This window comes from Pseudoalteromonas piscicida (genome assembly GCF_002208135.1).
GTDB lineage: Bacteria > Pseudomonadota > Gammaproteobacteria > Enterobacterales > Alteromonadaceae > Pseudoalteromonas > Pseudoalteromonas piscicida_A.
In genome coordinates this window covers 2,078,190-2,105,000 of record NZ_CP021646.1, presented here as the reverse complement: position 1 = coordinate 2,105,000, position 26,811 = coordinate 2,078,190, and the positions used below count along the sequence as shown (strand labels likewise).

At 43.8% G+C, this 26,811-nt stretch carries 22 protein-coding genes and 3 rRNA genes (1 of these 25 cut by a window edge); 19 read left to right on the top strand and 6 right to left on the bottom strand.

Annotated features, from left to right (window positions below; all coding sequences use genetic code 11):
* The 6 genes from B1L02_RS09850 to tnpC form a co-directional block, all read left to right on the top strand.
* Nucleotides 1-1,117, top strand: a 23S ribosomal RNA gene (locus tag B1L02_RS09850); it begins 1,767 nt to the left of the window's first position.
* A gap of 191 nt (nt 1,118-1,308) precedes the next feature.
* A 5S ribosomal RNA gene (gene rrf / locus B1L02_RS09845) occupies nt 1,309-1,422 on the top strand.
* A 40-nt stretch (nt 1,423-1,462) separates the two neighbouring features.
* A 5S ribosomal RNA gene (rrf, locus tag B1L02_RS09840) occupies nt 1,463-1,592 on the top strand.
* A 413-nt stretch (nt 1,593-2,005) separates the two neighbouring features.
* The gene (gene tnpA / locus B1L02_RS09835) at nt 2,006-2,308 is read left to right on the top strand and encodes an IS66 family insertion sequence element accessory protein TnpA (RefSeq protein WP_088530887.1); all 303 of its coding nucleotides are present in this window, start codon (nt 2,006-2,008) and stop codon (nt 2,306-2,308) included.
* Entirely contained in the window at nt 2,305-2,649 is a 345-nt protein-coding gene (tnpB, locus tag B1L02_RS09830) for an IS66 family insertion sequence element accessory protein TnpB (protein WP_088530845.1), read from the top strand. Before tnpA ends, tnpB begins: the two co-directional genes overlap by 4 nt.
* An 80-nt stretch (nt 2,650-2,729) precedes the next feature.
* On the top strand, nt 2,730-4,217 hold the full coding sequence (gene tnpC / locus B1L02_RS09825; RefSeq protein WP_088530886.1) for an IS66 family transposase: 1,488 nt from the start codon (nt 2,730-2,732) through the stop codon (nt 4,215-4,217).
* Nucleotides 4,218-4,235: 18 nt separating this feature from the next.
* Here tnpC and B1L02_RS24915 read toward each other — a convergent pair whose 3' ends face one another.
* The 3 genes from B1L02_RS24915 to B1L02_RS09805 all read right to left on the bottom strand — a co-directional run bounded on the left by B1L02_RS24915 (nt 4,236) and on the right by B1L02_RS09805 (nt 7,149).
* Nucleotides 4,236-4,709: an IS630 family transposase gene (locus B1L02_RS24915; RefSeq protein ID WP_157757232.1), complete on the bottom strand. Its 474-nt coding sequence runs from the start codon at nt 4,707-4,709 to the stop codon at nt 4,236-4,238.
* A complete protein-coding gene (locus tag B1L02_RS24910) occupies nt 4,672-5,187 on the bottom strand; it encodes an IS630 family transposase (RefSeq protein ID WP_100053029.1) in 516 nt (171 codons plus the stop codon). Before B1L02_RS24910 ends, B1L02_RS24915 begins: the two co-directional genes overlap by 38 nt.
* Nucleotides 5,188-5,568: 381 nt before the next feature.
* A complete protein-coding gene (locus B1L02_RS09805) occupies nt 5,569-7,149 on the bottom strand; it encodes an adenylyltransferase/cytidyltransferase family protein (RefSeq protein WP_223192045.1) in 1,581 nt (526 codons plus the stop codon).
* Between the two features lie 162 nt (nt 7,150-7,311).
* Here B1L02_RS09805 and B1L02_RS09800 point away from each other — a divergent pair, with 162 nt between their 5' ends.
* Nucleotides 7,312-8,262 carry a tetratricopeptide repeat protein gene (locus B1L02_RS09800; protein WP_232003060.1) on the top strand — a complete coding sequence of 317 codons (951 nt, stop codon included), beginning with the start codon at nt 7,312-7,314 and terminating at the stop codon, nt 8,260-8,262.
* Nucleotides 8,263-8,420: 158 nt separating this feature from the next.
* On the opposite strand, the gene B1L02_RS09795 is transcribed toward B1L02_RS09800, so the two are convergent.
* Nucleotides 8,421-9,200: a nucleoside-binding protein gene (locus B1L02_RS09795; protein ID WP_088530883.1), complete on the bottom strand. Its 780-nt coding sequence runs from the start codon at nt 9,198-9,200 to the stop codon at nt 8,421-8,423.
* 73 nt (nt 9,201-9,273) lie between these two features.
* Nucleotides 9,274-10,587 (bottom strand): Na+/H+ antiporter NhaC family protein, encoded by a 1,314-nt coding sequence (locus B1L02_RS09790; protein ID WP_088530882.1) that lies wholly within the window; start codon nt 10,585-10,587, stop codon nt 9,274-9,276.
* Nucleotides 10,588-10,857: 270 nt separating this feature from the next.
* Between B1L02_RS09790 and dapB the strand changes: the two genes are divergently transcribed.
* The 8 genes from dapB (at nt 10,858) to B1L02_RS09750 (ending at nt 21,989) form a co-directional block, all read left to right on the top strand.
* On the top strand, nt 10,858-11,661 hold the full coding sequence (dapB, locus tag B1L02_RS09785) for a 4-hydroxy-tetrahydrodipicolinate reductase (RefSeq protein ID WP_088530881.1): 804 nt from the start codon (nt 10,858-10,860) through the stop codon (nt 11,659-11,661).
* A 206-nt stretch (nt 11,662-11,867) separates the two neighbouring features.
* Entirely contained in the window at nt 11,868-13,004 is a 1,137-nt protein-coding gene (gene carA, locus B1L02_RS09780) for a glutamine-hydrolyzing carbamoyl-phosphate synthase small subunit (RefSeq protein ID WP_010377970.1), read from the top strand.
* A 16-nt stretch (nt 13,005-13,020) separates the two neighbouring features.
* Entirely contained in the window at nt 13,021-16,239 is a 3,219-nt protein-coding gene (gene carB / locus B1L02_RS09775; RefSeq protein WP_088530880.1) for a carbamoyl-phosphate synthase large subunit, read from the top strand.
* A 46-nt stretch (nt 16,240-16,285) separates the two neighbouring features.
* Nucleotides 16,286-16,762, top strand: coding sequence for a transcription elongation factor GreA (gene greA / locus B1L02_RS09770; RefSeq protein ID WP_088532259.1), 477 nt, complete (start codon nt 16,286-16,288; stop codon nt 16,760-16,762).
* A 169-nt stretch (nt 16,763-16,931) separates the two neighbouring features.
* Nucleotides 16,932-17,537 (top strand): hypothetical protein, encoded by a 606-nt coding sequence (locus B1L02_RS09765; protein WP_088530879.1) that lies wholly within the window; start codon nt 16,932-16,934, stop codon nt 17,535-17,537.
* Between the two features lie 149 nt (nt 17,538-17,686).
* Entirely contained in the window at nt 17,687-17,962 is a 276-nt protein-coding gene (locus B1L02_RS09760; protein WP_088530878.1) for a hypothetical protein, read from the top strand.
* Between the two features lie 252 nt (nt 17,963-18,214).
* The gene (locus B1L02_RS09755; protein ID WP_088530877.1) at nt 18,215-21,013 is read left to right on the top strand and encodes a collagenase; all 2,799 of its coding nucleotides are present in this window, start codon (nt 18,215-18,217) and stop codon (nt 21,011-21,013) included.
* A gap of 223 nt (nt 21,014-21,236) precedes the next feature.
* The gene (locus B1L02_RS09750; protein WP_088530876.1) at nt 21,237-21,989 is read left to right on the top strand and encodes a transporter substrate-binding domain-containing protein; all 753 of its coding nucleotides are present in this window, start codon (nt 21,237-21,239) and stop codon (nt 21,987-21,989) included.
* A 66-nt stretch (nt 21,990-22,055) separates the two neighbouring features.
* Here B1L02_RS09750 and B1L02_RS09745 read toward each other — a convergent pair whose 3' ends face one another.
* Complete coding sequence (locus B1L02_RS09745) at nt 22,056-22,496, bottom strand: VOC family protein (protein ID WP_088530875.1); 441 nt, start codon at nt 22,494-22,496, stop codon at nt 22,056-22,058.
* Between the two features lie 178 nt (nt 22,497-22,674).
* On the opposite strand from B1L02_RS09745, the gene B1L02_RS09740 reads away from it, so the two are divergent.
* The 4 genes from B1L02_RS09740 to pheS all read left to right on the top strand — a co-directional run bounded on the left by B1L02_RS09740 (nt 22,675) and on the right by pheS (nt 26,802).
* Nucleotides 22,675-23,847 (top strand): sensor domain-containing diguanylate cyclase, encoded by a 1,173-nt coding sequence (locus B1L02_RS09740; RefSeq protein ID WP_088530874.1) that lies wholly within the window; start codon nt 22,675-22,677, stop codon nt 23,845-23,847.
* 123 nt (nt 23,848-23,970) lie between these two features.
* Nucleotides 23,971-25,032, top strand: a complete 1,062-nt coding sequence (locus tag B1L02_RS09735) for a DUF2066 domain-containing protein (RefSeq protein WP_088530873.1) — start codon at nt 23,971-23,973, stop codon at nt 25,030-25,032.
* A gap of 1 nt (nt 25,033) precedes the next feature.
* A complete protein-coding gene (gene hda / locus B1L02_RS09730) occupies nt 25,034-25,738 on the top strand; it encodes a DnaA inactivator Hda (protein ID WP_117332898.1) in 705 nt (234 codons plus the stop codon).
* 83 nt (nt 25,739-25,821) lie between these two features.
* Entirely contained in the window at nt 25,822-26,802 is a 981-nt protein-coding gene (gene pheS, locus B1L02_RS09725; protein ID WP_010604038.1) for a phenylalanine--tRNA ligase subunit alpha, read from the top strand.
* Nucleotides 26,803-26,811: the final 9 nt, after the last annotated feature.

Genomic DNA, 26,811 nt, shown 5'->3' with positions numbered 1-26,811 from the left:
ACAGCACTGTGCAAAATCGTAAGATGACGTATACGGTGTGACACCTGCCCGGTGCCGGAAGGTTAATTGATGGGGTTAGCTTAGGCGAAGCTCTTGATCGAAGCCCCGGTAAACGGCGGCCGTAACTATAACGGTCCTAAGGTAGCGAAATTCCTTGTCGGGTAAGTTCCGACCTGCACGAATGGTGTAACCATGGCCACGCTGTCTCCACCCGAGACTCAGTGAAATTGAAATCGCAGTGAAGATGCTGTGTACCCGCGGCTAGACGGAAAGACCCCGTGAACCTTTACTACAGCTTGGCACTGAACATTGACCCTACATGTGTAGGATAGGTGGGAGGCTTTGAAGCGCAGACGCTAGTTTGTGTGGAGCCGACCTTGAAATACCACCCTTGTAGTGTTGATGTTCTAACTTAGGCCCCTGAATCGGGGTTGAGGACAGTGCCTGGTGGGTAGTTTGACTGGGGCGGTCTCCTCCCAAAGAGTAACGGAGGAGCACGAAGGTTTGCTAAGTACGGTCGGACATCGTACGGTTAGTGTAATGGTAGAAGCAAGCTTAACTGCGAGACAGACACGTCGAGCAGGTACGAAAGTAGGTCATAGTGATCCGGTGGTTCTGAATGGAAGGGCCATCGCTCAACGGATAAAAGGTACTCCGGGGATAACAGGCTGATACCGCCCAAGAGTTCATATCGACGGCGGTGTTTGGCACCTCGATGTCGGCTCATCACATCCTGGGGCTGAAGTCGGTCCCAAGGGTATGGCTGTTCGCCATTTAAAGTGGTACGCGAGCTGGGTTTAGAACGTCGTGAGACAGTTCGGTCCCTATCTGCCGTGGGCGTTTGAGAATTGAGAGGGGCTGCTCCTAGTACGAGAGGACCGGAGTGGACGAACCGCTGGTGTTCGGGTTGTGATGCCAATTGCATTGCCCGGTAGCTACGTTCGGAATCGATAACCGCTGAAAGCATCTAAGCGGGAAGCGAGCCTCGAGATGAGTTCTCACTTTGACTTAGAGTCAACTGAAGGGCCGTTGAAGACTACAACGTTGATAGGCGAGATGTGGAAGTGCTGTGAGGCATTAAGCTAACTCGTACTAATTACCCGTGAGGCTTAACCATACAACGCCAAAATGGTTTATAAGCGACAGAAGTTAATAGACTAAAGTAGACAAAAGAATTTAATAAGCTTTTTCCGGATTTAAGAATTAAACAAGGTGACCAACCTCAGCGGTATCGCGAAATCGGTTCACCTTGCGCAAATGGAATGCTCGTGCGAGGCACGATGTCATTAGACATTTGCCCCCAGTTTTCCTGGTGACTATAGCGTTTTGGAACCACCTGACCCCATGCCGAACTCAGAAGTGAAACAAAACAGCGTCGATGATAGTGTGGATTACCCATGTGAAAGTAGAACATCGCCAGGGCCAAATTTAATATAAAAATAAAAACTAAAAACAGTATTTTCCTGATGACCATAGCGTTTTGGAACCACCTGACCCCATGCCGAACTCAGAAGTGAAACAAAACAGCCGAAGGGTCGGCCCCGGTCAATGATAGTGTGGATTACCCATGTGAAAGTAGAACATCGTCAGGGCCAATTAGAGAAACCCGCTGCAGCAATGCGACGGGTTTTTTGCTATGTGCGATTAAAAAAACCTCGCAAGCCAATCAACACATCGCGAGGTAAACTCGCTCCTACCACAGTATCAGCACAGTGCAACATGGTAGGAGATGTATGGACTCCTCTCCCTTAACGGGAGAGTACGGTATAAAGATATTGCAAAACACTTTTATGATGCCGCGGGCGAAAACTTATACCAATCCATCTTAACTTTTCCCACCTCTATCCAGTCACGTTGACACATTTTAACCACTCGTTTTGTACATGATACAAAGTCATTCCAAGCCTCACTACAACTCTCAACGTAACCGTCGCCTAAACCACACCTAGCAGCAGGATGTTATCAACTTATAAAGTAAAGCTCTGATCTCAATTCGGAGTGGAACATGCCTAAACACAAGACCGCGCAGCAATGGCTGCAACTTTTCGAACAGCAGGAGCTTAGTGGGTTGTCTGTTAGTGACTTCTGCACGCAACACAACCTCAGTATCAAGTCTTTTTATAATCGCCGAAGCAAAATTCGTAAGCAAACACCTCCTCAGTCATCTTTTGTTGCCGCTAAGCCTGCAGCACCTGAGTCAGTTTCCCCACCTGAGTTGTTGCAACTCAAACATGGCCAGAGCACGGTATTGCTGCCATCAACAACAGATACCCTTTGGCTCGCAGCACTGCTGAAGGCATTGTCATGATCTGCTGGCAAAATAAAGTGGTTTACTTACATCGCCAGCCGGTCGACTTTCGTAAATCCATCAATGGACTTGCGGCGATTGTTGAGCAAGCAATGGCAACGTCCGCAATGACGGGTAACGTCTTTGCCTTTTGCAATAAAAGTAAGGACAAGCTGAAGGTGCTTTATTGGGATAAAACCGGTTTTGCACTGTGGTACAAACGCCTCGAAAAAGACAAGTTTAAATGGCCAGACAAAGAAGACGATGACGTCATTACGCTGACTGCCGAGCAGTGGCAATGGCTACTGTCAGGCTTGTCCGTCATTGCTCATAAGCCACTCAGTTATGGTTATAACGTATGATCATAACAGCGACTTTTTGAACGTAAAATAATCTAAGTTATTAATTTAAAAACAGTTAATCTGCTGGTAAAGTAACACTCATGCAAAACGAACTTGATGTATTACGCCAGCAGTTAGCGAAGCAAGAAGAGATCATTGCTCAGCTTCAGGCACGTAATAACTACCTCGAAGAACAATTCATACTGGCCCAGCAAAAACGCTTCGGGGCCAGCAGTGAGTCGCATCCGGCGCAAGCTGACTTGTTCAATGAAGCCGAAACGCTGGTTGAAGAGGTGCCAGAGCAAGACGTTGAAACCATCGAATATCAGCGTAAAAAGCCAACGCGCCAGCCTCTGCCAAAAGACCTCCCCCGCGAGCGTGTTGTCCATGACATCGACAACAAACAGTGTGGCTGTTGTGGCGGTGAGCTGCACAAAATGGGCGAGGATGTGAGCGAAAAACTGGAGTTTATCCCGGCCCAAGTCAAAGTCATTGAACATGTCAGGCCAAAATATAGTTGCCGACAGTGTGAAAAAACGCAAACCCAGATCAGGATAGTGCAAGCACCTGTACCACCTAGTCCAATCCCGAAAGGCATTGCCACGGCGAGTTTGCTCAGCCAGATCATCACCAGCAAATATCAGTACGGTTTACCGCTGTATCGGCAGGAAAGCCTGTTCAAACAATATGGTATCGCGCTTTGCAGACGCACCATGGCAGACTGGATGATCCGCTGTGCCAGTTTATTCAAACCACTCTACGACAGGCTGCACGACGTGTTGCTACAGCAACCGGTGATACAGGCCGATGAAACCACGGTTAAGGTGGTGAAAGAAGACAAACAAACTAATTACATGTGGCTGTATTGCAGCGGCACGGACTCGCCTGCGCCAGAGGCAAGCATCCCCAATATCGCCCTGTTCGACTATCAGAATAGTCGCGCGGGTCGCTGTCCTGTGGCATTTTTAAAGGGCTACAACGGCTATCTGCAAGTTGATGGTTATGCAGGTTACGAACAAACACAAGCGACACTGGTTGGTTGCTGGGCACACGCAAGACGCAAGTTCAAAGAAGCTGCGGATGCGCAGGCCAAAGGTAAAACCGGCAAGGCGAACTGGGCGCTCAACCATATTCAAAAACTATATCGGGTTGAAACAGCAATAAAGGGCATGAGTCTTCAAGAAAAACAAGCAACGAGAGAAAAACAAAGCACACCGCTGCTGGCACAGTTTAAAACCTGGTTAGAAAAATCAGCACAAACAGTGGTACCGAAATCGAAGCTAGGCGAGGCTATCCACTACACGCTAAGACAATGGCCGAAACTTATTCGCTACCTCGACGACGGACACCTAAAGATAGACAATAACCGGGCAGAACGCGCTATTAAACCGTTCGTCATAGGCCGAAAAAACTGGCTGTTTAGCTTCACCACAAGTGGCGCTGAGAGTAGCGCAATCCTTTACAGCGTGATCGAGACAGCCAGAGCAAATGGCCTCACGCCATTCGACTATGTGATGCATTGTTTAAACGAACTTGCTCAACCAGACTGTGATATCAACAGTTTACTGCCTTGGAATGTTAAGCTCTAGGTGTGGTTCGCTGCACGCTCACCTCTCAACAATATCTTCATAACCTTTGAAACAACGATTCGCTAAATGATGCTGACGCAGCCAACTCCATACTTGCTCTATTGGGTTCAGCTCTGGTGAATAAGGAGGGAGTTTGATAATGGAGACATTATCAATATCAGTTACCAGTGATCCCTGATGCCATCCTGCACCGTCCATTAACACAACAGCATGCCGTCCAGGTGCTGTCTTCTCAGATATTTGTTGCAAATGCTGTTTCATGACACTCATATTCACCCATGGTGTGATGAGTGCTTCAGTCTGTCCTGTTGAAGGGCACACAGCGCCAAATAGATAAGCATAATCAAACTGTTGTTGTTTGACTGCTCTAGGCCGGGTTCCCTTTTTTGCCCAAAGGCGTGTCGTGGTGTTTTGCTGACCAAATCTGGCCTCGTCTTGAAACCAGATATCCACGTCATTCAGGTTGATAAATAGCGGGATCGTTTTGATCAATTCCGTTTGCAGTTTTTTTAAAGTCCTGCTGAACTTGTTCGGACTGTTTCGGGTGGCGAGAGCGGCTAGTTATCCAGCTAAAGCCTAATTTTTCCAATAATTTATAAATCGCATTAGGGTGGTAAGAGACGTTAAATTCATCTTCAATGTATTGCTTTATACGATACCCTGTCAGCCTACCACCGTTGTCATTTTGACTGTATTTTTCAATATACTGGCACAGTTGTTTCTGTTGCGCATCGTTTAAATAACAACGTTTACCGATAGGTTTTTTAGCGTCAAGGCCAGTGAGCCCCTCGTTAAGGTAGCGCTTCACCCACTCATTTACCATTCTTCTGCTGACATGCAGCATGGCAGCAATTTGTGTTTTATTGTGGTTATCACGGTAGTGCGCGACCGCTAAATAACGGATCTTTTTACGCGCGTCTTTTTCTGATTTAGCTAACTTGAAAAGTTCGACAGAAGTATGAGTATTCAAAGTTTATTTGTCAGTTGGAAAATAAATACAATTAGATCACAAATCATTACTTAATGGTATGACTCTCTATTGAAAAAAATGAGAACATCCTACTTCGTAGCGAGCCAGGGCCAAATAAGAGGTTGATGAAAAGCGTGCATCCATGAACTTCATCGACATTCGAACATCCATGTACATCAAAACCCTTTGCAGCAATGCAACGGGTTTTTTCTATGTGCGATTTAAAAAACCTCGCGAGGTAAACTCGCTCCTACCACAGCATAAGCACAGTGCAATATGGTGGGAGGTGGTTTATCCGCCGATGGCTTGCAATGAAGTTCTGGCAAAAAAACATGTACATCAAAGCCCGTTTCAACACTCGCTCCCACCAGATACACAGCGTTAATTCTCATTTAAGTTTTGTATTCTTTCTTTAATTTTAGTGCTAGAAATTCCTTGGGTATAAGGGATATAAACGACCCGAATATTGTGTGGTGCTAAAGCTGTTTCCAATGCCTGCCAGCGGGGTGTGTGTTGCCATTCATCACCACATATCACAAGGTTTACTCTTTGCTGTATGATCCAATTGGCTGCTCGCTCAGTATCAGCCATTGGTGCACCGACTAAAACCGCTTTATCTACGCATGCTAATGCCTTAACAATACTTAAGCGCTCGTCTTGCTCCATTACTGGCGCTCGCCCCTTACTTTTTAACGCAAAAGCATCCGGTGCGACCCCAACAACTAAGTAGTCTCCGTGTGATTTCGCTAACGACAAATACGTTAAGTGACCAGGATGAAGCAGGTCAAAATAACCAAGCGCTAAAACACGGCGCATCTGCAGTGAGCTCATTTGTTGCTGTACGAACTGCATAAGATTCTTTAAAAGACTGTCATGCGGCTTGAATTTTATTAGCACCTTAAGCATGGCATGCATTTTTTTGAAGTTGCCTTTTTTCCACTCAGTGTAGAGGTGAGAGTAGGCATAACAGTAATATAAGTAGGAATCTTGAATAATATTCGGGGCGCAGACGATGGTATCAAAATTTGCGTCAGGTATTTCCCATTCCAGCCCATATAATGCTTGTAAAATTTGTTCTGGATACTGGGGATAACAAATTTCTCCAGCGGTTGAGCTGATGCTCACAACTTGGATGGGAGAGAAACGCGTTACCCTATTCCAAGTAAAAGGTATGTCTTGCATCCATAAACCTGATATTGTGTCTCCAGTGCTTTGCTCTGTGGCATAACCGCAAAGGTCAAGCACCAAGCCTGATTGGTGGCGAAAACATCGAGGGTTTATAAGTCCATAGGATTGCGCTTCTTCCAGCCAGCCAAGGTGCTGTAAATGTTCGATTGCGCTTTCCATGTGAGACCAGTCGATACCAATATCAATATCTTTATCATTTGCTAAGAGTTGACCTTCACGCTCTAACCCAAGTAAAGTACCAGCCGTAGGGAAAGCGTAAAACCCTGCTTCTTTTAAAGATGACAAAGTTTGTAGTAATAAGTGCAATGTGTTCTCAGGTGTTAGTTTATTTGAACTAGGGTTATCGTGCACTGGTACTGCGGATGATTGAACTTCAGCTATATTTGTCACTGAGTCATTCTGTAAGCGCCATCCTAAAGCTTGATAGAAAGTATGGGCGGCTATAGCTAGTTGTCGGTTTTGTTGATAGCTCCGCGCGAGAATATAGTAGCAATCAGGTACATCTGGGTGTTTATTTCGCAGTACTTCAAGTTGTTTTATCCACTCACTTCCTGCTTGTCTTCGCTGCGCTAATTGTGCGAGATATAATATGACTTGTTGAGTGGGCTGCTCTTGATAAAGCTGCTGAAATGCTTGCTCTGCCGCTTGGTCTTGGCCTGAAGTGAAATACTCAATGGCCTGTGCTATCTTTTTATTACGTTGTGACTGTGTAATTGCTTTGTTTTTATGCATTGAGTAAATACCTTGTAGCGCTGTTTTAGATTTTATAGTCATAGAGTCCATCTTTTTGGGCTTGTGTATCCTTAGACATTTTGCTAACCAATAGAAGCTCCACTATGATCACTTTAAATCAGGAAATCGGAGAGCGAAAGTGCTACCAGTCTTAATTGTTGTTTCTACCCTGACAGTACTCTCCCTGATGAATTGTTTAAGACATTGCAGGTTATTCAAGATTTAAGCATCTCCAACCCAACACAAGCAACTCGGGTATATGAAGCTTCATTACCAAAACTTCCAGCGCAGCCCTCTAAAGGGATCTATGAATTACATCGTGCCGGTTTAGAGGCGGCAATTAAAACAAACGATACTGTCATAATACGTGAAATAGTAGCGCTATTTTCCGAAAATTCTGAGTGGCTTACGTATTTGCAGTCTGAGAAAGGGCAAATTGCAAATTACCTCGCGGTTTATTATCGGCGTATCGGTAAGCCGGAACTTGCGCAAAAAAACTATGAATGTGCACTTACGTATTCAACTCACGAGCAAAGGTCGTTTATCGTTAATAACCTCTCTGTTTTATATCGAACAACAGGGCAGTTAGAAGAAGCAATCAGTATTTTAGCGCCGACATTGTCTGAGGTGAAAGACGAACAACTGGAAGCGGCACTTAACAATAATTTAGCTAATGTTTATTTTGATATGCGCGAATATCAGCATGCTGCAAGACTATATAGGCAAGCTTTCCTTTATCACCAAAAAGCTGAGCAATCATACGAGGCGAGTTATACGGGGCTAAATCTATTAAATGTCTATTTGCTTGCTAATCAGTGGAAAAACTATAAGCGCTATATGAATACGGTGAAAACTCAGATAAGTGCAGCAAAGGATAAAGAATTATCGATTGTGTTTACTTGGCAGGAATTAATTTTTCAAAAAAGTAGGAATGGTATACAGCCAAAAGCAGAGCAAGTTGAGTTTCTTATTTCGACTTTACCCATGTTGATCCAAAGTGATTACGGCAGCAATATGGAGAAATATGTTTATACCTTGCAGATCCCAGAGTTGTTAGCATCTTACAATGCTTTGGTGTCAGAACAGCAAAAAGCGCGAGCCAGTGTGTCGATGAATGCGTCAATATTGGGAGTTGCGCTATCGTGGTGTAAGTGAAAACCCATCATAAAAACACCATTTCCACAGTAAGTCACTAGACGGTTTATTCTTCTACCTTGCGGTGAAGGATTTAGCTAGGTCATGCCTAATAAATAATGCGGGCCTTTGACTCAACCATAATAGAGTAAAGTCAAAGGTAACGAATAAATTGACGACTAGAAAGTCCACGCTAGATGTAGCTGGGGAACAGATTCATTGGTATCTGTGCCAAGTTTGTTACGCCAATATTGCCATTCAACACCTAACATTAACTGATTGTCAGGCATACCTACCGCGTTGCCTAGATCCCATTGTAGAATTGGCTGCGCGAGCAACCAGCCTTTTACGTCATTACCCAACTCGTTCTCTCGCTCGCCAATATATTCTACGTGACCTGTAAGGTAGAACTTTTGCTCGCCAATTGTAAAGGGGTAACCCCAAGCGAGATCTATCATCCAGCTATCACTTTCTTTAGGCGCACCGCCATGACTAATACCTTGGCTATCGTCTTGATAAAGTGTGAAGGTAGAAGAGAAAAAATTGAACCCTTCAAAATTCCAATTTACTTTGACACCAGGCAAGTATTTCATCACCTTAGCGTCTCCGGCTGCATTGAAACCCATTGTTAAGCTAACGTCAGCTATGGCGTCGAAAGAAGACTTAAAGCCTGCAATCTTTGACATCGACAAGCTCGAATACCACTCTCCATAAAAGTCACCGTCTTGGTAACCATCACTAAGGTCATCTTTGCTGTAATCGATAAAGAAGAAATTATCGCCGTAGCGATATCCAGACGCATGTTGTAATGAGTAAATCGTTGCCGTTGCTTCGCTTCTGCTAAACGGGTTTTTGAAATCACCGTGGTTTATATGTAGTTGTGTTGTACTCCAATCAGCAGCATAACCAAATGTGCTAAAAGCGAGTGAGGAGGAAATGATGAGTGTGTTGATTTTCATTTATTAATTCGGATAGCGTTAAAAATGAAAGTATAACAAAAGCGCCCAAAGTTGGGCGCGTAAACCGAATAAATTATGCTTTATTTCTTCTTAGGCAGATAACGGTAATGGCGGTGAAAGCCAAAATGAAACAGTAATAAGAAGAACTAGATACGTCCCAAGGGCTGATTTTAAACGTGGCCCCGAGTAGCAGTGCTTGTGCACCATAGGGTAAAGAGCCTTGCATAACACAAGCAAAAATATCTAATAAGCTTGCCGAACGCTTAGCTGAGATCTTTCCATCTTCAGCCAGTTTTTTAGCAACAGGGCCTGCAACTATGATACTTACTGTGTTATTTGCGATACACAAGTTACTTGTTAACACGAGTGCTGCAATACCCAGTTGATCAGCAACTTGACGGTGCCATTTCGCGATAATGCTGGTAATTTTTTGGATCTGTTTGGCTAAAAAATCTAGGCCGCCATTGATACGAATAAATTCAGATAAACCACCAATAAACATCGACAGCAAGAAAATCTCCTGCATATCACTAAAGCCTTTATAGATATCGTTTAAGAATGCAGCGCCTTGATAGTCACCGACAAAACCCATACAGCCGGCAAACACAATACCACTAAAGAGCACAACAAAGACATTGATACCAATCACCGCCAAGACCAAAATAAATGCGTATGGTAAAACTAATAACCAATCAAACGGCTTGGTTTCTACAACCTGCGGCTCTGGGGTTAAAAACACCAATAGTAAAACAGTCAGCAGTGCAGCTGGCAGGGCTATTTTAAGATTCTCTCTAAATTTATCTTTCATTTCACAGCCTTGCGTTCGCGTTGCTGCAATTGTGGTATCAGAAATAATGGATAAGTTATCGCCAAACATTGCGCCCGAAACGATGGTACCAGCCATAAGTGCTGGATCAATTCCAGTTTTCATCGCGACGGCAACAGCAATAGGTCCAATCGCACCAATTGTGCCCATGGAGGTTCCCATTGCGGTAGAGACAACTGCAGAAATAAGGAACAAGCCGGGCAATAGAAATGCCGGAGGAATAAGAGACAAACCTGCGTTAACCACAGCGTCAACTCCGCCTGTGGCACTTGCAACCGCAGAGAAAGCACCTGCTAATAAATAGATGAGGCACATGGTGATGATGTTGCTGTGTCCCGCACCTTGAATAAAAGTTTCGACACTGCGGTTGATGGTATCTTTATTAAGTAAAAAAGCGAGAACGATGGCTGGTAAAATCGCGACAGGAGCCTTTAATTGATAAAACGCATAGTCAACGCCCTGCGATTGCAAATACAATCCTGCGCCAAGAAAAATCCCTACAAAGGTCAACAACGGCAACAATGATAGTTTCGCCTTTGTTTGATTGTAATTTGGTTGCATAGCACTCCCCATCAATAAAGCACAGCCAATAGTCAGCTGTAAAGCCGCATAACACACCTAATATGAAAATTTCTCAATCCCACTAGGTGAGCGAGCGCGGCAGTTTATATGTTTAGACGTCTAAAGTCTAATATTTTATTATTTTCAACTTAACTGACTATGACACACAGATACGGTAAACTCTACTCCCGCAAAAACGCATTTCTATTATCCGGTTAGCCATCGTTGCTGCCTTGTGGATAATCAACATCGCAAATGAAAGGGTGACGTATGACAAGAATAGGTATTTACGGTGCGAATGGCAGAATGGGGTTGGCATTGATTGAAGCCTGTTATCTGTCTCAACAAGTAGAGCTGGCCAATGCTTTTGTACGAGCTAATTCGCAATACCTTGATAAAGCAATTAATCAATTGCAGCCTAAGGCAGACGCAAATATCTGTTTTAGCTCTGAGCAAAGTACGCTTAACAATGTTGATGTATTGATAGACTTCACTTTGCCTGAGGGCATGAAGCAACATTTATCAGCTGCAATTGCTGCTAAAAAGCCGATGGTGATCGGTACTACAGGGCTGACAGCAAGCGACATGGCGCTGTTGGTAGAAGCTGCAAAAGATATCCCAATTGTGTTTTCTCGCAACTATAGCGTTGGCATTAACCTGCTACTTAACTTGGTACAAACAGCTGCACAAAAGCTGGCTGACGACATGGATATTGAAATTTTCGAAGCGCACCATCGCAACAAAATCGACGCGCCCTCAGGAACTGCGCTCGCTATCGGAGAGGCGATTGCAGAAGCAAAAGGCTGGCAACATGATGATGTTGCGGTTTACGACCGAAGTCAGAGCCATGAAGCGAAATCTCAACAAGAGATCGGTTACTCGGTCCTCAGAGCGGGTGATATAGTAGGTGAACATACCGCTTATTTCGCGACAATGGGGGAAAGGCTTGAATTAACACATAAAGCAGCGTCGAGATTGACCTTCGCATCAGGTGCTGTAAGGGCTGCGCAGTGGCTAAAAGATAAACCAGCAGGCCTTTATGATATGCAAGATGTGCTAGATTTAAAGAAGTAAGTATAACATTTTGAGGCTTTAAAGAAAAAAAAGAGTTTAATGGCCTATTTTTATAGTTTTTGTGATTTATATTAGACGAAAAGGCATTCATGCTGTAGACTATAACGAATTTGCCAAAATTTTAATAACTGCGTGTTACCAAGCGCTTTGTAGACGGGATGTTGAGCGTTTTGCTTTCGCCCGTTTTTTACTATTAGGAGGTTAACTTGACTAAATCCGCTCTGTTAGTCCTTGAAGACGGCACGGTGTTTCGCGGCACTGCTATCGGTGCTGACGGTATGTCAGTCGGTGAGGTGGTATTCAATACGTCAATGACGGGGTATCAAGAGATCTTAACGGATCCTTCATACGCGGAACAAATCGTTACGCTTACTTACCCACATATCGGCAACACCGGTACTAACAGCGAAGATGAGGAAGCGGACAAGATCTGGGCAAAAGGCCTAGTGATCCGTGACTTACCACTGCTTGCGAGTAATTTCCGTAACGAACAATCATTGAGTGATTACTTGAAAGAACGCAATATCTTAGGGATCGCAGATATTGATACTCGTAAACTAACTCGCATTTTACGTGATAAAGGCGCTCAAAACGGCTGTATCATCGCAGGTGACGAAGTAGACGAGCAAAAAGCGCTAGAAGCGGCGCAAGCATTCCCTGGCTTGAAAGGGATGGATTTAGCAAAAGTAGTAACAACCGAATCTCAGTTTGAATGGCGTGAATCAAGCTGGACTTTAGGCGAGGGCTTTAAAACGCTTTCTGCTGAAGAAGAAAAATTCCATGTTGTTGCGTACGATTTTGGTGTGAAAAAGAACATTCTTAGAATGTTAGTTGATAGAGGCTGTAAGTTAACCGTTGTTCCAGCAGAAACCTCCGCTGCTGACGTACTTGCATTAAACCCTGATGGTATCTTCCTATCAAACGGCCCTGGCGACCCTGAGCCATGTACTTACGCCATTGAAGCAATCAAAGCATTTTTAGAAACAGATACCCCTATTTTTGGTATTTGTTTAGGCCATCAGTTATTAGCACTCGCTTCTGGTGCGAAAACAGTAAAAATGAAGTTTGGTCACCATGGTGGTAACCACCCGGTTAAAGACTTAGATCGCGATGTCGTGATGATCACTGCACAAAACCACGGTTTTGCTGCTGACGAAGCAACGCTTCCTGATACGCTACGTGCAACGCACAAGTCACTGTTCGATGGCACACTGCAAGGTATTCACCGTACTGATAAGCCAGCGTTTAGCTTCCAAGGTCACCCTGAAGCAAGTCCTGGTCCACATGATGCGGCACCGCTATTCGACCATTTCATTGAATTAATGCAATCTCGCAACGCTTAATTAGACCGGAGTAATAATGCCAAAACGTACCGACATAAAAAGCATTCTGATTTTGGGCGCAGGCCCAATCGTTATCGGCCAAGCATGTGAATTCGATTACTCTGGTGCTCAGGCTTGTAAAGCGCTTAGAGAAGAAGGCTATAGAGTTATTCTTGTAAACTCTAACCCTGCGACTATCATGACTGACCCTGAAATGGCGGATGCAACTTACATCGAGCCTATTCACTGGGAAGTGGTAGAAAAGATCATCGAAAAAGAAAAGCCTGATGCGGTGCTGCCTACGATGGGTGGCCAAACAGCACTTAACTGCGCGCTAGACCTAGATAAGCACGGTGTGCTTGCTAAACATGGCGTTGAGCTAATTGGTGCGACTGCAGATGCAATCGATAAAGCGGAAAACCGTGAGCGTTTTGATGCGGCGATGAAAAATATCGGCTTAGAATGTCCTCGCGCTGAAATTGCACACTCAATGGATGAAGCGCACGATATCTTAACTCGCATCGGGTTCCCATGTATTATTCGTCCTTCATTCACGATGGGCGGCACCGGTGGTGGTGTTGCGTATAACATGGAAGAGTTTGACGAGATCTGTACTCGAGGTCTTGACCTGTCACCAACAAATGAACTGCTTATCGACGAAAGCCTATTAGGCTGGAAAGAATATGAGATGGAAGTGGTTCGTGACAAAAACGACAACTGTATCATCGTATGTTCAATCGAAAACTTCGACCCAATGGGCGTACACACTGGTGACTCAATCACAGTTGCACCAGCACAAACGCTAACTGACAAAGAATATCAAATCATGCGTAACGCTTCGATGGCGGTACTTCGTGAAATTGGTGTTGAAACTGGTGGGTCAAACGTTCAGTTTGGTGTAAACCCTGTTGATGGTCGTATGGTTATCATCGAGATGAACCCGCGTGTATCACGTTCTTCTGCGCTTGCGTCAAAAGCAACGGGTTTCCCGATCGCTAAAATCGCAGCCAAGCTTGCAGTAGGTTATACGCTTGATGAGCTACAAAACGACATTACAGGCGGTGCAACACCTGCATCATTTGAACCGTCAATCGACTATGTCGTGACTAAGATCCCTCGCTTTAACTTCGAAAAATTCGCAGGTTCAAATGACCGTCTGACTACTCAGATGAAGTCAGTTGGTGAAGTAATGGCAATTGGTCGCAACCAACAAGAGTCATTACAAAAAGCACTACGAGGCCTAGAAGTGGGTGCAACGGGTCTGAACCCAATCGTTGCTCTTGACGCGCCAAACGCAAAAGAAACGATCATCCGCGAATTACGCGAGCCAGGTGCTGAGCGTATTTGGTACATTGCTGATGCAATGCGTCACGGTATGTCTGTCGAAGAAGTATTTGAACTAACTAAGATTGACCCTTGGTACCTAGTTCAAATCGAAGACATTTTAAAAGATGAAGCGACAATCGCTGAAGTGGGCATGGCAGGTCTAAACAAAGATTTCCTGCGCCGCTTGAAGCGTAAAGGTTTCTCAGATGCTCGCATCGCCGAAATCGCAGGCGTATCAGAAAAAGAAATTCGCAAGAAGCGTCACCAGCTTGAAATTCTGCCAGTTTACAAGCGCGTAGACACATGTGCTGCAGAATTTAGCTCAGATACCGCTTACATGTACTCAACGTATGATGAAGAGTGTGAAGCGAATCCTTCTGACAAAGATAAAATCATGGTTATCGGTGGCGGTCCTAACCGTATTGGTCAAGGTATCGAATTTGATTACTGCTGTGTACACGCCGCTCTTGCAATGCGTGAAGACGGCTATGAAACTATCATGGTCAACTGTAACCCTGAGACGGTTTCAACAGACTACGATACGTCTGATCGCTTATTCTTCGAACCAATTACACTTGAAGACGTGCTAGAAATCGTCCGTGTTGAAAAGCCAAAAGGTGTTATCGTTCAGTACGGTGGTCAAACTCCACTTAAACTGGCACGAGACCTTGAAGCGAATGGTGTACCAGTAATTGGTACTTCTCCTGACGCCATTGACCGCGCAGAAGACCGTGAGCGTTTCCAGCAACTAGTTGAGCGTCTAAACCTGCTTCAACCAGAAAACGCAACGGTAACGTCACTAGAAGAAGCGGTTGCTAAATCACAAGAAATTGGCTTCCCACTGGTTGTTCGTCCGTCATATGTACTTGGTGGTCGCGCAATGGAAATCGTGTACGATGAAGACGATTTACGTCGTTACATGACCGAAGCGGTGTCTGTCTCTAATGAAGCACCAGTACTACTTGACCGTTTCTTAGATGATGCGATTGAAGTAGACGTAGATGCTATCTGTGACGGTGAGAACGTTATCATCGGCGGTATTATGGAGCACATCGAGCAAGCCGGTGTTCACTCGGGTGACTCAGCATGTTCATTGCCTGCACACACGTTACCGCAAGATATCCAAGACGTGATGCGTAAGCAAGTCCGTGATATGGCGCTAGAGCTAGGTGTTGTTGGCCTGATGAATACTCAGTTCGCAGTGAAAGATGGCCAGGTATACTTGATTGAAGTTAACCCGCGCGCCGCTCGCACAGTACCATTTGTTTCAAAAGCAACAGGGGTTGCGCTGGCAAAAGTCGCTGCACGTTGTATGGTTGGCCAGTCTCTTGAAAGCCAAGGTGTAACGAAGGAAGTTATCCCTCCGTACTACAGTGTGAAAGAAGTGGTATTGCCATTCGCTAAGTTCCCTGGAGTTGACCCAATGCGTGGTCCAGAGATGCGTTCGACGGGTGAAGTGATGGGGGTTGGTGAAAACTTCGCCGAAGCATTCGCAAAAGCCCAATTAGGTGCAGCAAACACTTTACCACGTGGCGGCCGCGCGCTACTATCTGTGCGTAATGGTGATAAGGCACGCGTAGTTGAACTAGCTAAGACAATGAAAGCAATCGGTTTTGAGCTAGATGCAACGAATGGTACGGCGAAAGCGCTTGAAGAAGCGGGTATTGAAGTACGTCGCGTAAACAAAGTATTCGAAGGTCGTCCTCATATTCTTGACCGTATCAAGAATGGTGAGTACAGCTATATCGTTAATACTACCGAAGGTCGCCAAGCTATTGAGGACTCGAAGGTGTTACGTCGTGGTGCGCTTCAGCATAAGACTAACTACACCACTACGCTAAATGCAGCGTTTGCAAACTGTACAGCGAATGAAGCTGACGACAGAAGTTCTGTAAACTCTGTTCAAGAACTACACCAGCGTTTGAACTAAAAAGAAAAAGGCCAGAGCGTCAGCTCTGGCAATGAGTGAGATACTTATGCAATCAATTCCGATGACAGTACGAGGCGAAGCGTTGCTTCGTGATGAACTGAATCATTTAAAAAAAGTTGTTCGCCCGAAAATCGTTGCAGATATTGCAGAAGCGCGTGAACACGGTGATTTGAAAGAAAATGCTGAATACCATGCTGCACGTGAGCAGCAAGGTTTTTGTGAAGGCCGAATTCAAGAAATTGAAGCCAAGCTTTCGACAGCACAAATCATCGACGTGACTAAAATGCAGAACAACGGCAAGGTTATTTTTGGTAGTACTGTGACTATTGTTAATGTAGATACAGATAAAGAAGTAACTTATCGTATCGTTGGTGACGACGAGGCCGATCTTAAGAACAACTTGATTTCTGTTAATTCACCGATTGCGCGTGGATTAATCGGTAAAGAGCTAGATGATACAGTGAATATTCAGACGCCGAATGGCGCTGTTGAGTATGAAATCATCGAAGTTGAATACAAGTAATTCTTTCTTTTAAAGCCCGCATCCGCGGGCTTTATATTACAACAATCTTAACTACTTTTTATTTCTACTTTCGCTGCTGTAATGCCGTGTAATTGCCATTTCTCTAAATTCTTATAGCTTTGTTTGATGCCTGTGTATTTTTTGGTACAAACACTTTTAGGAGAAAAGGATGTCATTTGAAGTCGATCAATTCAAAACAGAAGGGTTTGAATTGTTCATGTCGAGTTGGAAATCGAGGTTGGCAGGCGCTGGTGCGCAGGATCTCTCTCAGAATCAGCATTATTTTTGGCGTACTATGCGCAATCGATGCGCGATTGATCTTTGTAAGCAGAGTGAGCTTTTGCAAGGTGCGAGCTTAGCAAGGTACGATGCATACCTTATTCTTACTGCTTTGTTGTATACCAATAGCTTGTACGCAAGCTCTGATTTAATCATTGGCTATAATCTACCTGATCACTTTTTTACCAATAATAGTTTGGAAGCTCGACACTGCTTTTCTCGCGAGCTACTTGATTCGCTCAAGCTCACTCAACCCTTGTTCTTAGTTGATGAATATTTTGAAAATTTTGAGATAAATAGCGTTGCTTATGACAAGCTCAATGAGGCTAATCCCGTTTGGCACGATATAAGTAGCGAATTAGGCGCGTTACCAAGCTTAGCGAATACCACGCGCTCAGAGCATCAGCTTTCTTTAAATTTATTATACTTCGTACCGAAGCTATTCTCTGATAAGCAACTTGCAGAGCAAGTAAATTATTTAGCTGAGATTGAGTAGCTTTATACACATCTGACATAGTTTGAAACGAATTTGCTTTAGATTTTTAGTACGAGCTTGTTAAACTCGGATTGTTCCCAAAACCAATCAGGCACCGGTTCATAAAAGATATGCTAGTATGAGCCGGTATCTTTATCAGGAGAATAACCATGAGTTTATTAAAAAGCGCATTGTTTAAGACTTTGAAAAATAAGTCTACTCAGCAAGTTGCTTCAGTGGTACTGGATAAGGCACTGAAGCAGGGAAAAGAATACCTAGATTCAAGAAACAACAGCAGTGCTAACGACACAGATGAGTTGCTGCTAGGGCTACAACATTTATTGGCACAAAAACCAAATGACGGTGTTTATTCAATCACGCTGTCCACTTATCGAGTGAGAGTAAAAATCACTTCTGGTGCTATTTCCCATATTGATAAGATCTAATTTATTCCACTCGCTGTAAACTTTTATTCCTGTCTTTCGTCAATTGGTTGGACTTTTAATCATAGAGATCAACCAATTGGGTGTATGTATAAACTACAACTTTCCCCTTTGGATGCACGTTTTTAAGGTTACGATGGCTTTTCCGTCGAGCCACTATTCCATAAAGTTATATAAAATATATTGTATACATTGTAGCTTTGGTGTTAAAAACCTATAACCCAATCGGGTTTGGATACACAACAGGAAAGGTAAATGATGAAAATTACAAAACTCACTTTGGCATTGTCTGCGCTTACAGCGATAAATTCAGTCAACGCACATCAAGAATCACAGCGACTCTTTAAGCCGCTTGATGCATCGGTTCAAGTGGAAACTAACATTTCCCATGGCCATGAGCACAAAGCTTTGCATGATAGAGCACCCGTTGCACACACACCGACAAGAAGCATGCCGCTGCTATCTGCTAAACACACGCCATTATTGCAAGCGATGGCAGTAAGCCAGAGTGAAGCGATTGCTGCGTGTGATTTAAACAGCTTAGCAAGTGCGAGCAGCAGCCAAATTGTTACTGAAATAAAGCAACAGGGCACGAGCTGTATCAATGCTTTGTTCTCCGCTGACAGCAGCATCCAAACACAAGTATTCACTTCAGATAAAATGTATGCTACGGCGCAAAATGCCAAGTCGCTTTCGCAAAGCTATTCAGGCAACGGCAGTGCTGACCTTGAAGCGCTTTACTTATTTATCCGTGCTGGTTTTTACGTTGAGTTTTACAATGAACAGGTGACTTTCGCTACTTGGGTTAAGCCTGCGGTGAAAGAAGCGTTGGATGCTTTTGTTAGCAATAGTCATTTCTACGACGATAATGATGCCCATGGCAAAGTATTAGGTGAGGCCATTACCACTATGGATTCATCTGAACTACAGGGCCACTATTTGCCAGTTGTAAAGGCATGGCTATCCAAGTGGAATGAAAGCTACGCTCAAAAATGGAATATGCGCAGTGCGGTAAATGGCATTTTCACAATCTTATATCGTGGTCAGTGGAATGATAACTTTGTCACTTTGGTTAAAAGCGATCAAGAATTGGTGAGTTTACTGGGGAGCTTTACCGCACAAACTTGGATGGTAAATTCAGACTCTGAATATCTAATCATCAATGCTGCGAGCGAATTGGCTCGGCTTAAATTATACAATGGTGCAGCTATTCAAGAGTCAGTCGACACGCAATTAACCGCTTTATTCTCGCGTTATAACAGTTATGGTTTTGGCGATGGTGTCTGGTTAGCTGCGGCTGATGTCGCGACCTATTATGCTGATTGTGGCCAGTTTGGAATTTGTAATTTTGATAAAGAACTTGAGACCAAAGTGCTTTCTCAACAACATAGTTGTAGCGATACAATAAAGATTAGAGCACAAGCGCTCACCGCTCAGCAATTGACTTCAGCGTGTCAAACCATGGAAGCCGAAGAAGGGCGATTCCATACTATGCTGGAAACAGGCCGCTTACCGGTTGCCGATGATAACAATGATTTTCTGCAAGTGAATATCTTTAATAGCAGTGCAGACTATAAAAAATATGCCAAAGCCATTTTTAAAATCAGCACCGACAACGGTGGTATGTATTTAGAGGGTAATCCCAGCGATGTGAATAACGTTGCTAATTTTGTTGCATACGAGGCCAGTTATGCAAAGCCAGATCATTACATCTGGAACTTAGAGCATGAATACGTACATTATCTTGATGGGCGTTTTGATCTTTATGGTGACTTTAATGCACCGACTAAGCCTATCGTCTGGTGGAGTGAAGGGGTGGCTGAGTACATTGCAAACCTCAATGATAATCAAGCCGCAATAGACACAATCAAAGATGGTTCAGTATATACGCTAGCCGAAATATTCAGTACGACGTATGACGGTTTTGATCAAGATAGAATTTACCGTTGGGGTTATTTAGGGGTGAGATTCCTGTATGAAAAACACTTAGATGAAGTGCTCGCAATGCGACAGGAAACGCGACAAGCAAATTGGAATGCGTACCAAACCCGTATGGACCGACTCGCATCACAGTATCAATCAGAGTTTGTTCAATGGTGCAACGAGCTTGCCGCTGGTGGTCAGAATAACGCACCCACTTCAGAGATTAATGGCCCGTATTCTGGTGATGTTAATCAAGCGATACTATTTTCAAGCCAAGGTAGTGTCGACCCTGATGGTGATGCACTCACTTATCTGTGGCGTTTTGGTGATGGTAGCCAAAGTAATGAAGCCAATCCCATGCACAGTTATGTGCAAGCAGGCGAGTATCAAATTAGCTTAACAGTGAGCGACCCTAGCGGTTTAAATCACACTAGTAATACAGTGGCTACTGTAAGCGCAACGACTTCAAACAAACTACAGTCTGGCGTACCTGTCACGGTTGCGGGCGAGCAAGATGAACAAGTTGCGTTTTCAATAGATGTTGCTGCAGGCACTGATAAATTAGTCATCAGCACGTCTGGAGGTGCAGGAGATGCCGATCTTTACGTTAAGTTAGGCTCGGCGCCAACATTCAGCGAGTATGATTGCAGACCATACCAATCCGGTAACAAAGAGGTATGTGAAATCACTACACCTGCCGCTGGCACCTATTACATTATGCTGCATGGTTATAATCGCTTTGAAAATGTGCAGTTGTTAGGGGAGATCGTAACAAATTCAACAATTGAGGACGTATGTCAGTCGCAGGGTAGTGTCTCTAATGGTAGATTAGCAGCAGGTGAAACAATTTGCCTTGGAAGCCAAGAGCCGATGTGGTTTAGCCTTGAGAATGTAAGTGGCCAACAATCGGTGGTGATCAAAACAGCGCATGGTAGTGGTGATCTTGGGCTTGAATACAGCAATGCAGGATGGCCGAATGGCACGAATGTGGATGCAAGCTCGTTCAATCAAGGTAACCAAGAGTGTATCGAGATAAGTGCGCAGTCTGAATATTGGGGATACTTGAAAGTATCAGGTGCACCAACGGGGGCAGCGCTGAAAGTGTCTTATAATAAAGATGGTTGTCAGTAATTGCCCGTTATTAAGGCAGAAAAATGAAAGTAATTAAACGAGAGATACAGATCACAGTTATTACTTATTAATAATTTGTTTTTGCTATATTTTTGTAAAATAAGGGGCCTTTGGTCCCTTTGCTCATTTAAAACATGTAAAGGGAATTAACTGATATGCCGAGAAGGAGCTAGGCTGTATTTTTAGACTGTATTAAAAGTTTAGGTTAGACACGAGGCACTCAGTGTTAAAAAAGTACTTTATTGCCATTTCCATTTGGTTAATGGTGGCCTTTTCAGTGACAGCCGCTGAAACCCATGTTCTCTACGTATATCATCATAAGCCGCCTTATATCATTGATCTAGAAGCGCAAAAAGGTCTTTATTTTGATTTAGCAAAACTGATTAATGCCGTGCAAAAAGAGCTGCAGGTAGAAGTATGTTTTGTACCACGTAAACGCTTAGATAAGCAGCTCGAACAGCAAACGCTCAAAGGTTTTATTTTAGGGGTAAACCCTGCTTGGTTTGATGACCGCAAAAAACAAAAGTATTTGTGGAGCGGTCCATTAATGTATGACACGGACGAATTCGTCTCGCATGTAGAACAACCGTTTGAATATTATCACCCTAGCTCATTGTACGGTAATCAGGTTGGCGCCATTGCAGGGTACTACTACCGCCACTTGGATCAAGGAGTGGAGCAAGCCAACATCCAGCGAGTGAACGTAAATTCCGAAGAAGCACTATTGGAGATGATCCTCAAAAGGCGGGTTAGTATTGCGATCGTCAGTCGCTCTACGACAGAATACCTTGTTGCTAAAAATGGTTGGAAGCGAGTGTTTCACTTTTCTCAAAATCCACACGAAACCTATTTTAGAGCAATATTGGCGCCTAAAAATTCAGCATCGGATTTTGAGGTGCTACAACAGGTGTTAGATTCCAAGCCTTTCAAAAAGCAACTGGTGAAATTGCTTAAAAGCTACCATCTTGCTTATTAAAGTAAGGGGAAAAGGAGCGGTAACTATTCTGATTTCAGGTTAGATACATCGCTCCTGCTTGAATTATTACCAACTACCCGTGTTTTCCATTGACTGCCAAGGCTCAGCTGGAGGCAACGCATCACCTTGTTGGAGTAACTCGATAGAAATGCCATCTGGAGATTTAACAAATGCCATGTGACCACAGCGCGGTGGTCGGTTGATCACCACACCGGCATCTTGCAGCTTTTGGCAAAGTGCGTAAATGTTTTCTACGGCAAAGGCCAAGTGGCCAAAATTACGACCACTAGTATATTCTTCCGGATCCCAGTTATAGGTAAGTTCGATAGTAGGAGAAAAGCTTTGCTGCGCTTGCTCAACTTGATCAGGGGCGGCAAGATAAATCAAACTAAAGCGGCCTCGTTCACTGTCATAACGTTTCACTTCAACGAGACCTAAGAGGTCGCAATAGAACTTCATTGATTCATCAAGATCACGTACACGTACCATAGTATGTAAGTATTTCATTATGTATTCCGTTTAGACTCTAGTCAGCAAATTTTAAAGTGTTACACATCAGATTGAAAGGTCAACAGACCCTAGCACCTAGATGACCGGGTAAAAAAGTAATTGATTTCTGGTAATTTTTAGTACTGCTAGTTAAGCTTTTGTGAGATTGAGAATTAACGATTCAAAAGGGCGCTCAATGATGGCAGAACTTCCTGAAGTAATAGATAGCATGACAGATATCGTTTCGTGCTTAAACACCAGCGAATCTTTGGAGCACTTCTTGTTGAATGTGCACTGTATTGTGCAAAAAATTACTTACGCGGACAATTTCTATGTGGTTTTGCAAAGACAAGATGGCGAGTTTGAGTTTCCTTATTTCCATGATGTCAAAGATAGTATTTCGCTCGAGGAATTAAATAGTCTGACGAGTACAGAGATAGACAAAACGCTCACCAGTTATGCGCTGCGCTCTGACAGTGTAAAGAACTATTCTGATCGCGTTTTGATGGCACTGACCGAAAAAGGGGTTATTGAAATGTTAGGCAGTTTCCCCAAGCAATGGTTATGCTTTCCGCTAATCAATCGCGAAAAGCATTTAGGCGCGTTTGTGATTCAATCCTACCGTCGTAGCGATGAATATTCAGAGGCCATGGTGGATTTATTGTATACCGTTAGTCATGTTATTGCGTCTGCGATGGATGCATTTGCAAACCAGCAAGCACTCATTGATGCGAATACAGCGCTTAGAACACATGAACTTGAATTGGAAGCAATGGTAGAAAAGCGCACCCATGAACTTAGTGTGAGTTTAGAAGAGTTAAGAGCAGAGATCGAAAAGCGCAAATCACTTCAAGAAAAGCTAGAGTTTGATGCCTACCACGATAACCTTACGCAACTGGCGAATCGAAAATACCTATTTAACGAGCTGAATAAAATGTCAGCGCGCTCGATGAGGCAATCGGTAAATATATATTTAGGGTATCTCGACTTAGATAATTTTAAACCAATTAATGATAATCACGGCCATCATAGCGGTGACGAGGTTTTGGTACATGTAGCAAGACGTCTACAAGAAGCGTTACGAGAGTATGACTTTGTTTGTCGTATTGGTGGAGATGAGTTTGTCTTTGTGATTAATGAAAAAATTGCCAGAGACTTGCTTGAAAGCTTAGCAAATCGCCTGTTGAGTGTGATAAATGAAGATATCTTACTTACCAATGGTGAGTTGGTCAATGTCGGGTGTAGCATCGGCATGGCGGTTTCTGAGGGCGTGGAATTCAGTGCGGAATCGTTATTAAAAGTAGCGGATCAAGCGCTTTATGAGTCGAAAGAAAAGGGTAAGAATCAGGTCTCATTTAGCTTCAAATAACACTGAATATAAGATTAATATTTTGTTATTTATCATGTTTTTATAAAATTTCATGATATTGTTCTTTGCCCTTTGCTTTAAGCAGATGATTGATTTAGGATCAGGCTTTATAGTCAGAAAAACATGGACATTATGAGCATCAGGCTGATCCTTATTGCACTGTTTTGTTTTGCTATGACGGCAAAAGCAGTAGAAGTTCAAAATTTATATGAAGCCTCGCTGAGTGTTAGCGACAAATCTCGCGCAACGCGAGCGCAAGCGAGCCAACAGGCATTATTAAAAGTGTTGCAAAAGCTCACAGGTAAAGCCGATGACTTTTCTCACCCTTCTATCCAAGCGAGCCTCAAGCGCATCTCAGACTACATGCTGAGATATGAATATTATGACCGACAAGGCGTAACCAAAATAAAGGTGGAGTTTGAACCTGGTAAGGTTGAAGATTTAGTGAGAGAAGCAGGCTTGCCGCTTTGGGGTAATCGCCGTCCTATGGTCGCGATTTGGATGGTGATAGAAGATAACTTCCGTCGTGAATTTGTTACGCAAGAAAGCTACCCTCAACTCGAACGCCTGATTTATGACACAGCAGACGAATGGGGCGTGCCGGTAGTTGTGCCTTTGATGGATCTTGAAGATCGTAGCAATGTAAGTATCGCAGAGGTATGGGGAAACTTTTCTAATCAGGTGGAAAATGCGTCATTACGTTATGATGCGGAGCGCGTTATCACCGCCCGTTTGTTTCAGCCTCCCCATACAAATTCTTGGCAGCTAGACTGGCGCTACACTGACGCTGAATATTTTGAGCCTGAGCAATATGTCGGTGACAAACAACAAGTCATTATTGATATGGTGAACCAGCTATCTAGCACCTTAGCTCAGAAATATGTCATCGATCCGAACCTAACTTTACAAGCCCATCGAACTGAAATTGTCGTTGAGCAATTACAGTCATTTACGGATGTAGAAATGGCGAAGCGTCGTTTGCTATCTATGAGTACCGTAGTGGATGTGGATGTAATCTATCGAGCGAAAACGGCGGTGAAGTTTGCGATTGAACATACCTCGAGCGTATCAGACTTGCGTAAAACGATTGCACTGGAACAAAGCTTTAAGGCATACGAAGACCCAAGGGCCTATTATCAAATCGCAGATGAAAACAACCTAAAATACAATTGGGTGGGCAAATAGGATGGAATCGCCACGTCAAATGGCGTTACCAGTGACACTGCCTGATGACGAAACCTTTGCCTCTTATTTTGGCGGCGAAGCGTCATTGGAAGTAAGCCACTTAAAAAATGGTCTAGCTCGCCGTTTAACCGGTTTTCAGTACACCTACCTGTGTGGATTAGCAGACTCTGGCAAGTCGCACTTGCTTTATGCCACGTGCATTGAAGCGCAAGAGCTTGGACTCTCAACTATCTTATTGTCGATGCGAGAAGTATTGGATTTTGGCCCCTTAGTGTTAGATGGGCTCGATGCACTGGATGTAGTTTGTATAGACGATGTACATTTGGTTGCAGGAGATGAAGCGTGGGAAAAAGCCTTATTTAACTTTTTTAATCGTTTTAATGAAAAAGGCAAATGCCTAGTGGTTACTGCCGATCTGTTGCCCAACATGCTAAATTTGTCGCTACCAGACTTAGAGTCGCGCCTAACCTGGGGAACGACTTTTCAGATCCGCTCGATGAGTGATGATGATAAAGCCGAAGCCCTAGTCAAAAGAGCGCATATGCGTGGCCTTGAGCTCTCCGATGAATGTGCGCGATTTTTGCTCACAAGATTGAGTCGTGATATGCGCGCTTTACTCGATGTATTGGATAAACTCGATCACGCATCCATGGCTGCGCAAAGAAAGTTAACAATTCCTTTTATAAAAGCCACTTTAAAGCTGTAACAGGGCTAGAATATCGCCTTGCAATTCAGTTATCATAAGAGATTAAATAACAGCAAATTACCTCAGCAAAGATCAGGTAGACAATGAATTTAGAAAATATTTTAGCGCAAGCGCTTGAAGCCGTTGAGCAGGCAAGCGAAATTGCGCACCTTGAGGAAGTTAGAGTTAACTACCTTGGTAAAAAAGGTGAGATTACAGGTCTTCTTAAAACGCTAGGCAAACTAGCACCAGAAGAGCGTAAAGATGCAGGTCAAGTGATTAACCAAGCTAAGACCCAAGTACAAGATGCGATTACGGTAAAACGTGAAGCTTTAGCCAATGCAGCACTTGAGCAGAAGCTAGCAGCTGAGACGATTGATGTGACGTTGCCGGGTCGTACAATGCCAGCTGGTGGCCTTCACCCAGTTACTCGCACCATTGAACGTATTGAGCAGTTTTTTGGTGAGCTAGGATTTGCTGTTAAATCTGGCCCTGAGGTTGAAGATGACTTTCATAACTTTGACGCGCTAAATATTCCAGAGCACCACCCAGCGCGTGCTGATCATGATACTTTCTATTTCAATCCTAAATTGGTACTACGTACACAAACCAGCGGCGTTCAGATCCGTACTATGGAAGCTGAGCAGCCGCCTTTGCGAATTATCTCGCCAGGTCGTGTATACCGTAACGATTACGATCAAACACATACGCCAATGTTCCACCAAGTTGAAGGCTTGATGGTAGACACTAACGTGAGCTTTACAGAACTTAAAGGGATTTTGCACGATTTCCTACGCAACTTCTTTGAAGAAGATATGGAAATTCGCTTCCGTCCGTCATACTTCCCGTTTACAGAACCTTCAGCTGAGGTGGACGTAAAAGGTAAAAATGGTAAATGGCTTGAAGTACTAGGCTGTGGCATGGTGCACCCGAACGTATTACGCTCGGTAGGCATTGACCCTGAAAAATACACTGGTTTCGCCTTTGGTATGGGGGTTGAGCGTTTGACGATGTTACGTTATGGCGTAACTGACTTAAGAGCTTTCTTCGAAAACGACTTAAAATTCCTAAACCAATTCAGATAAGAGCGACAA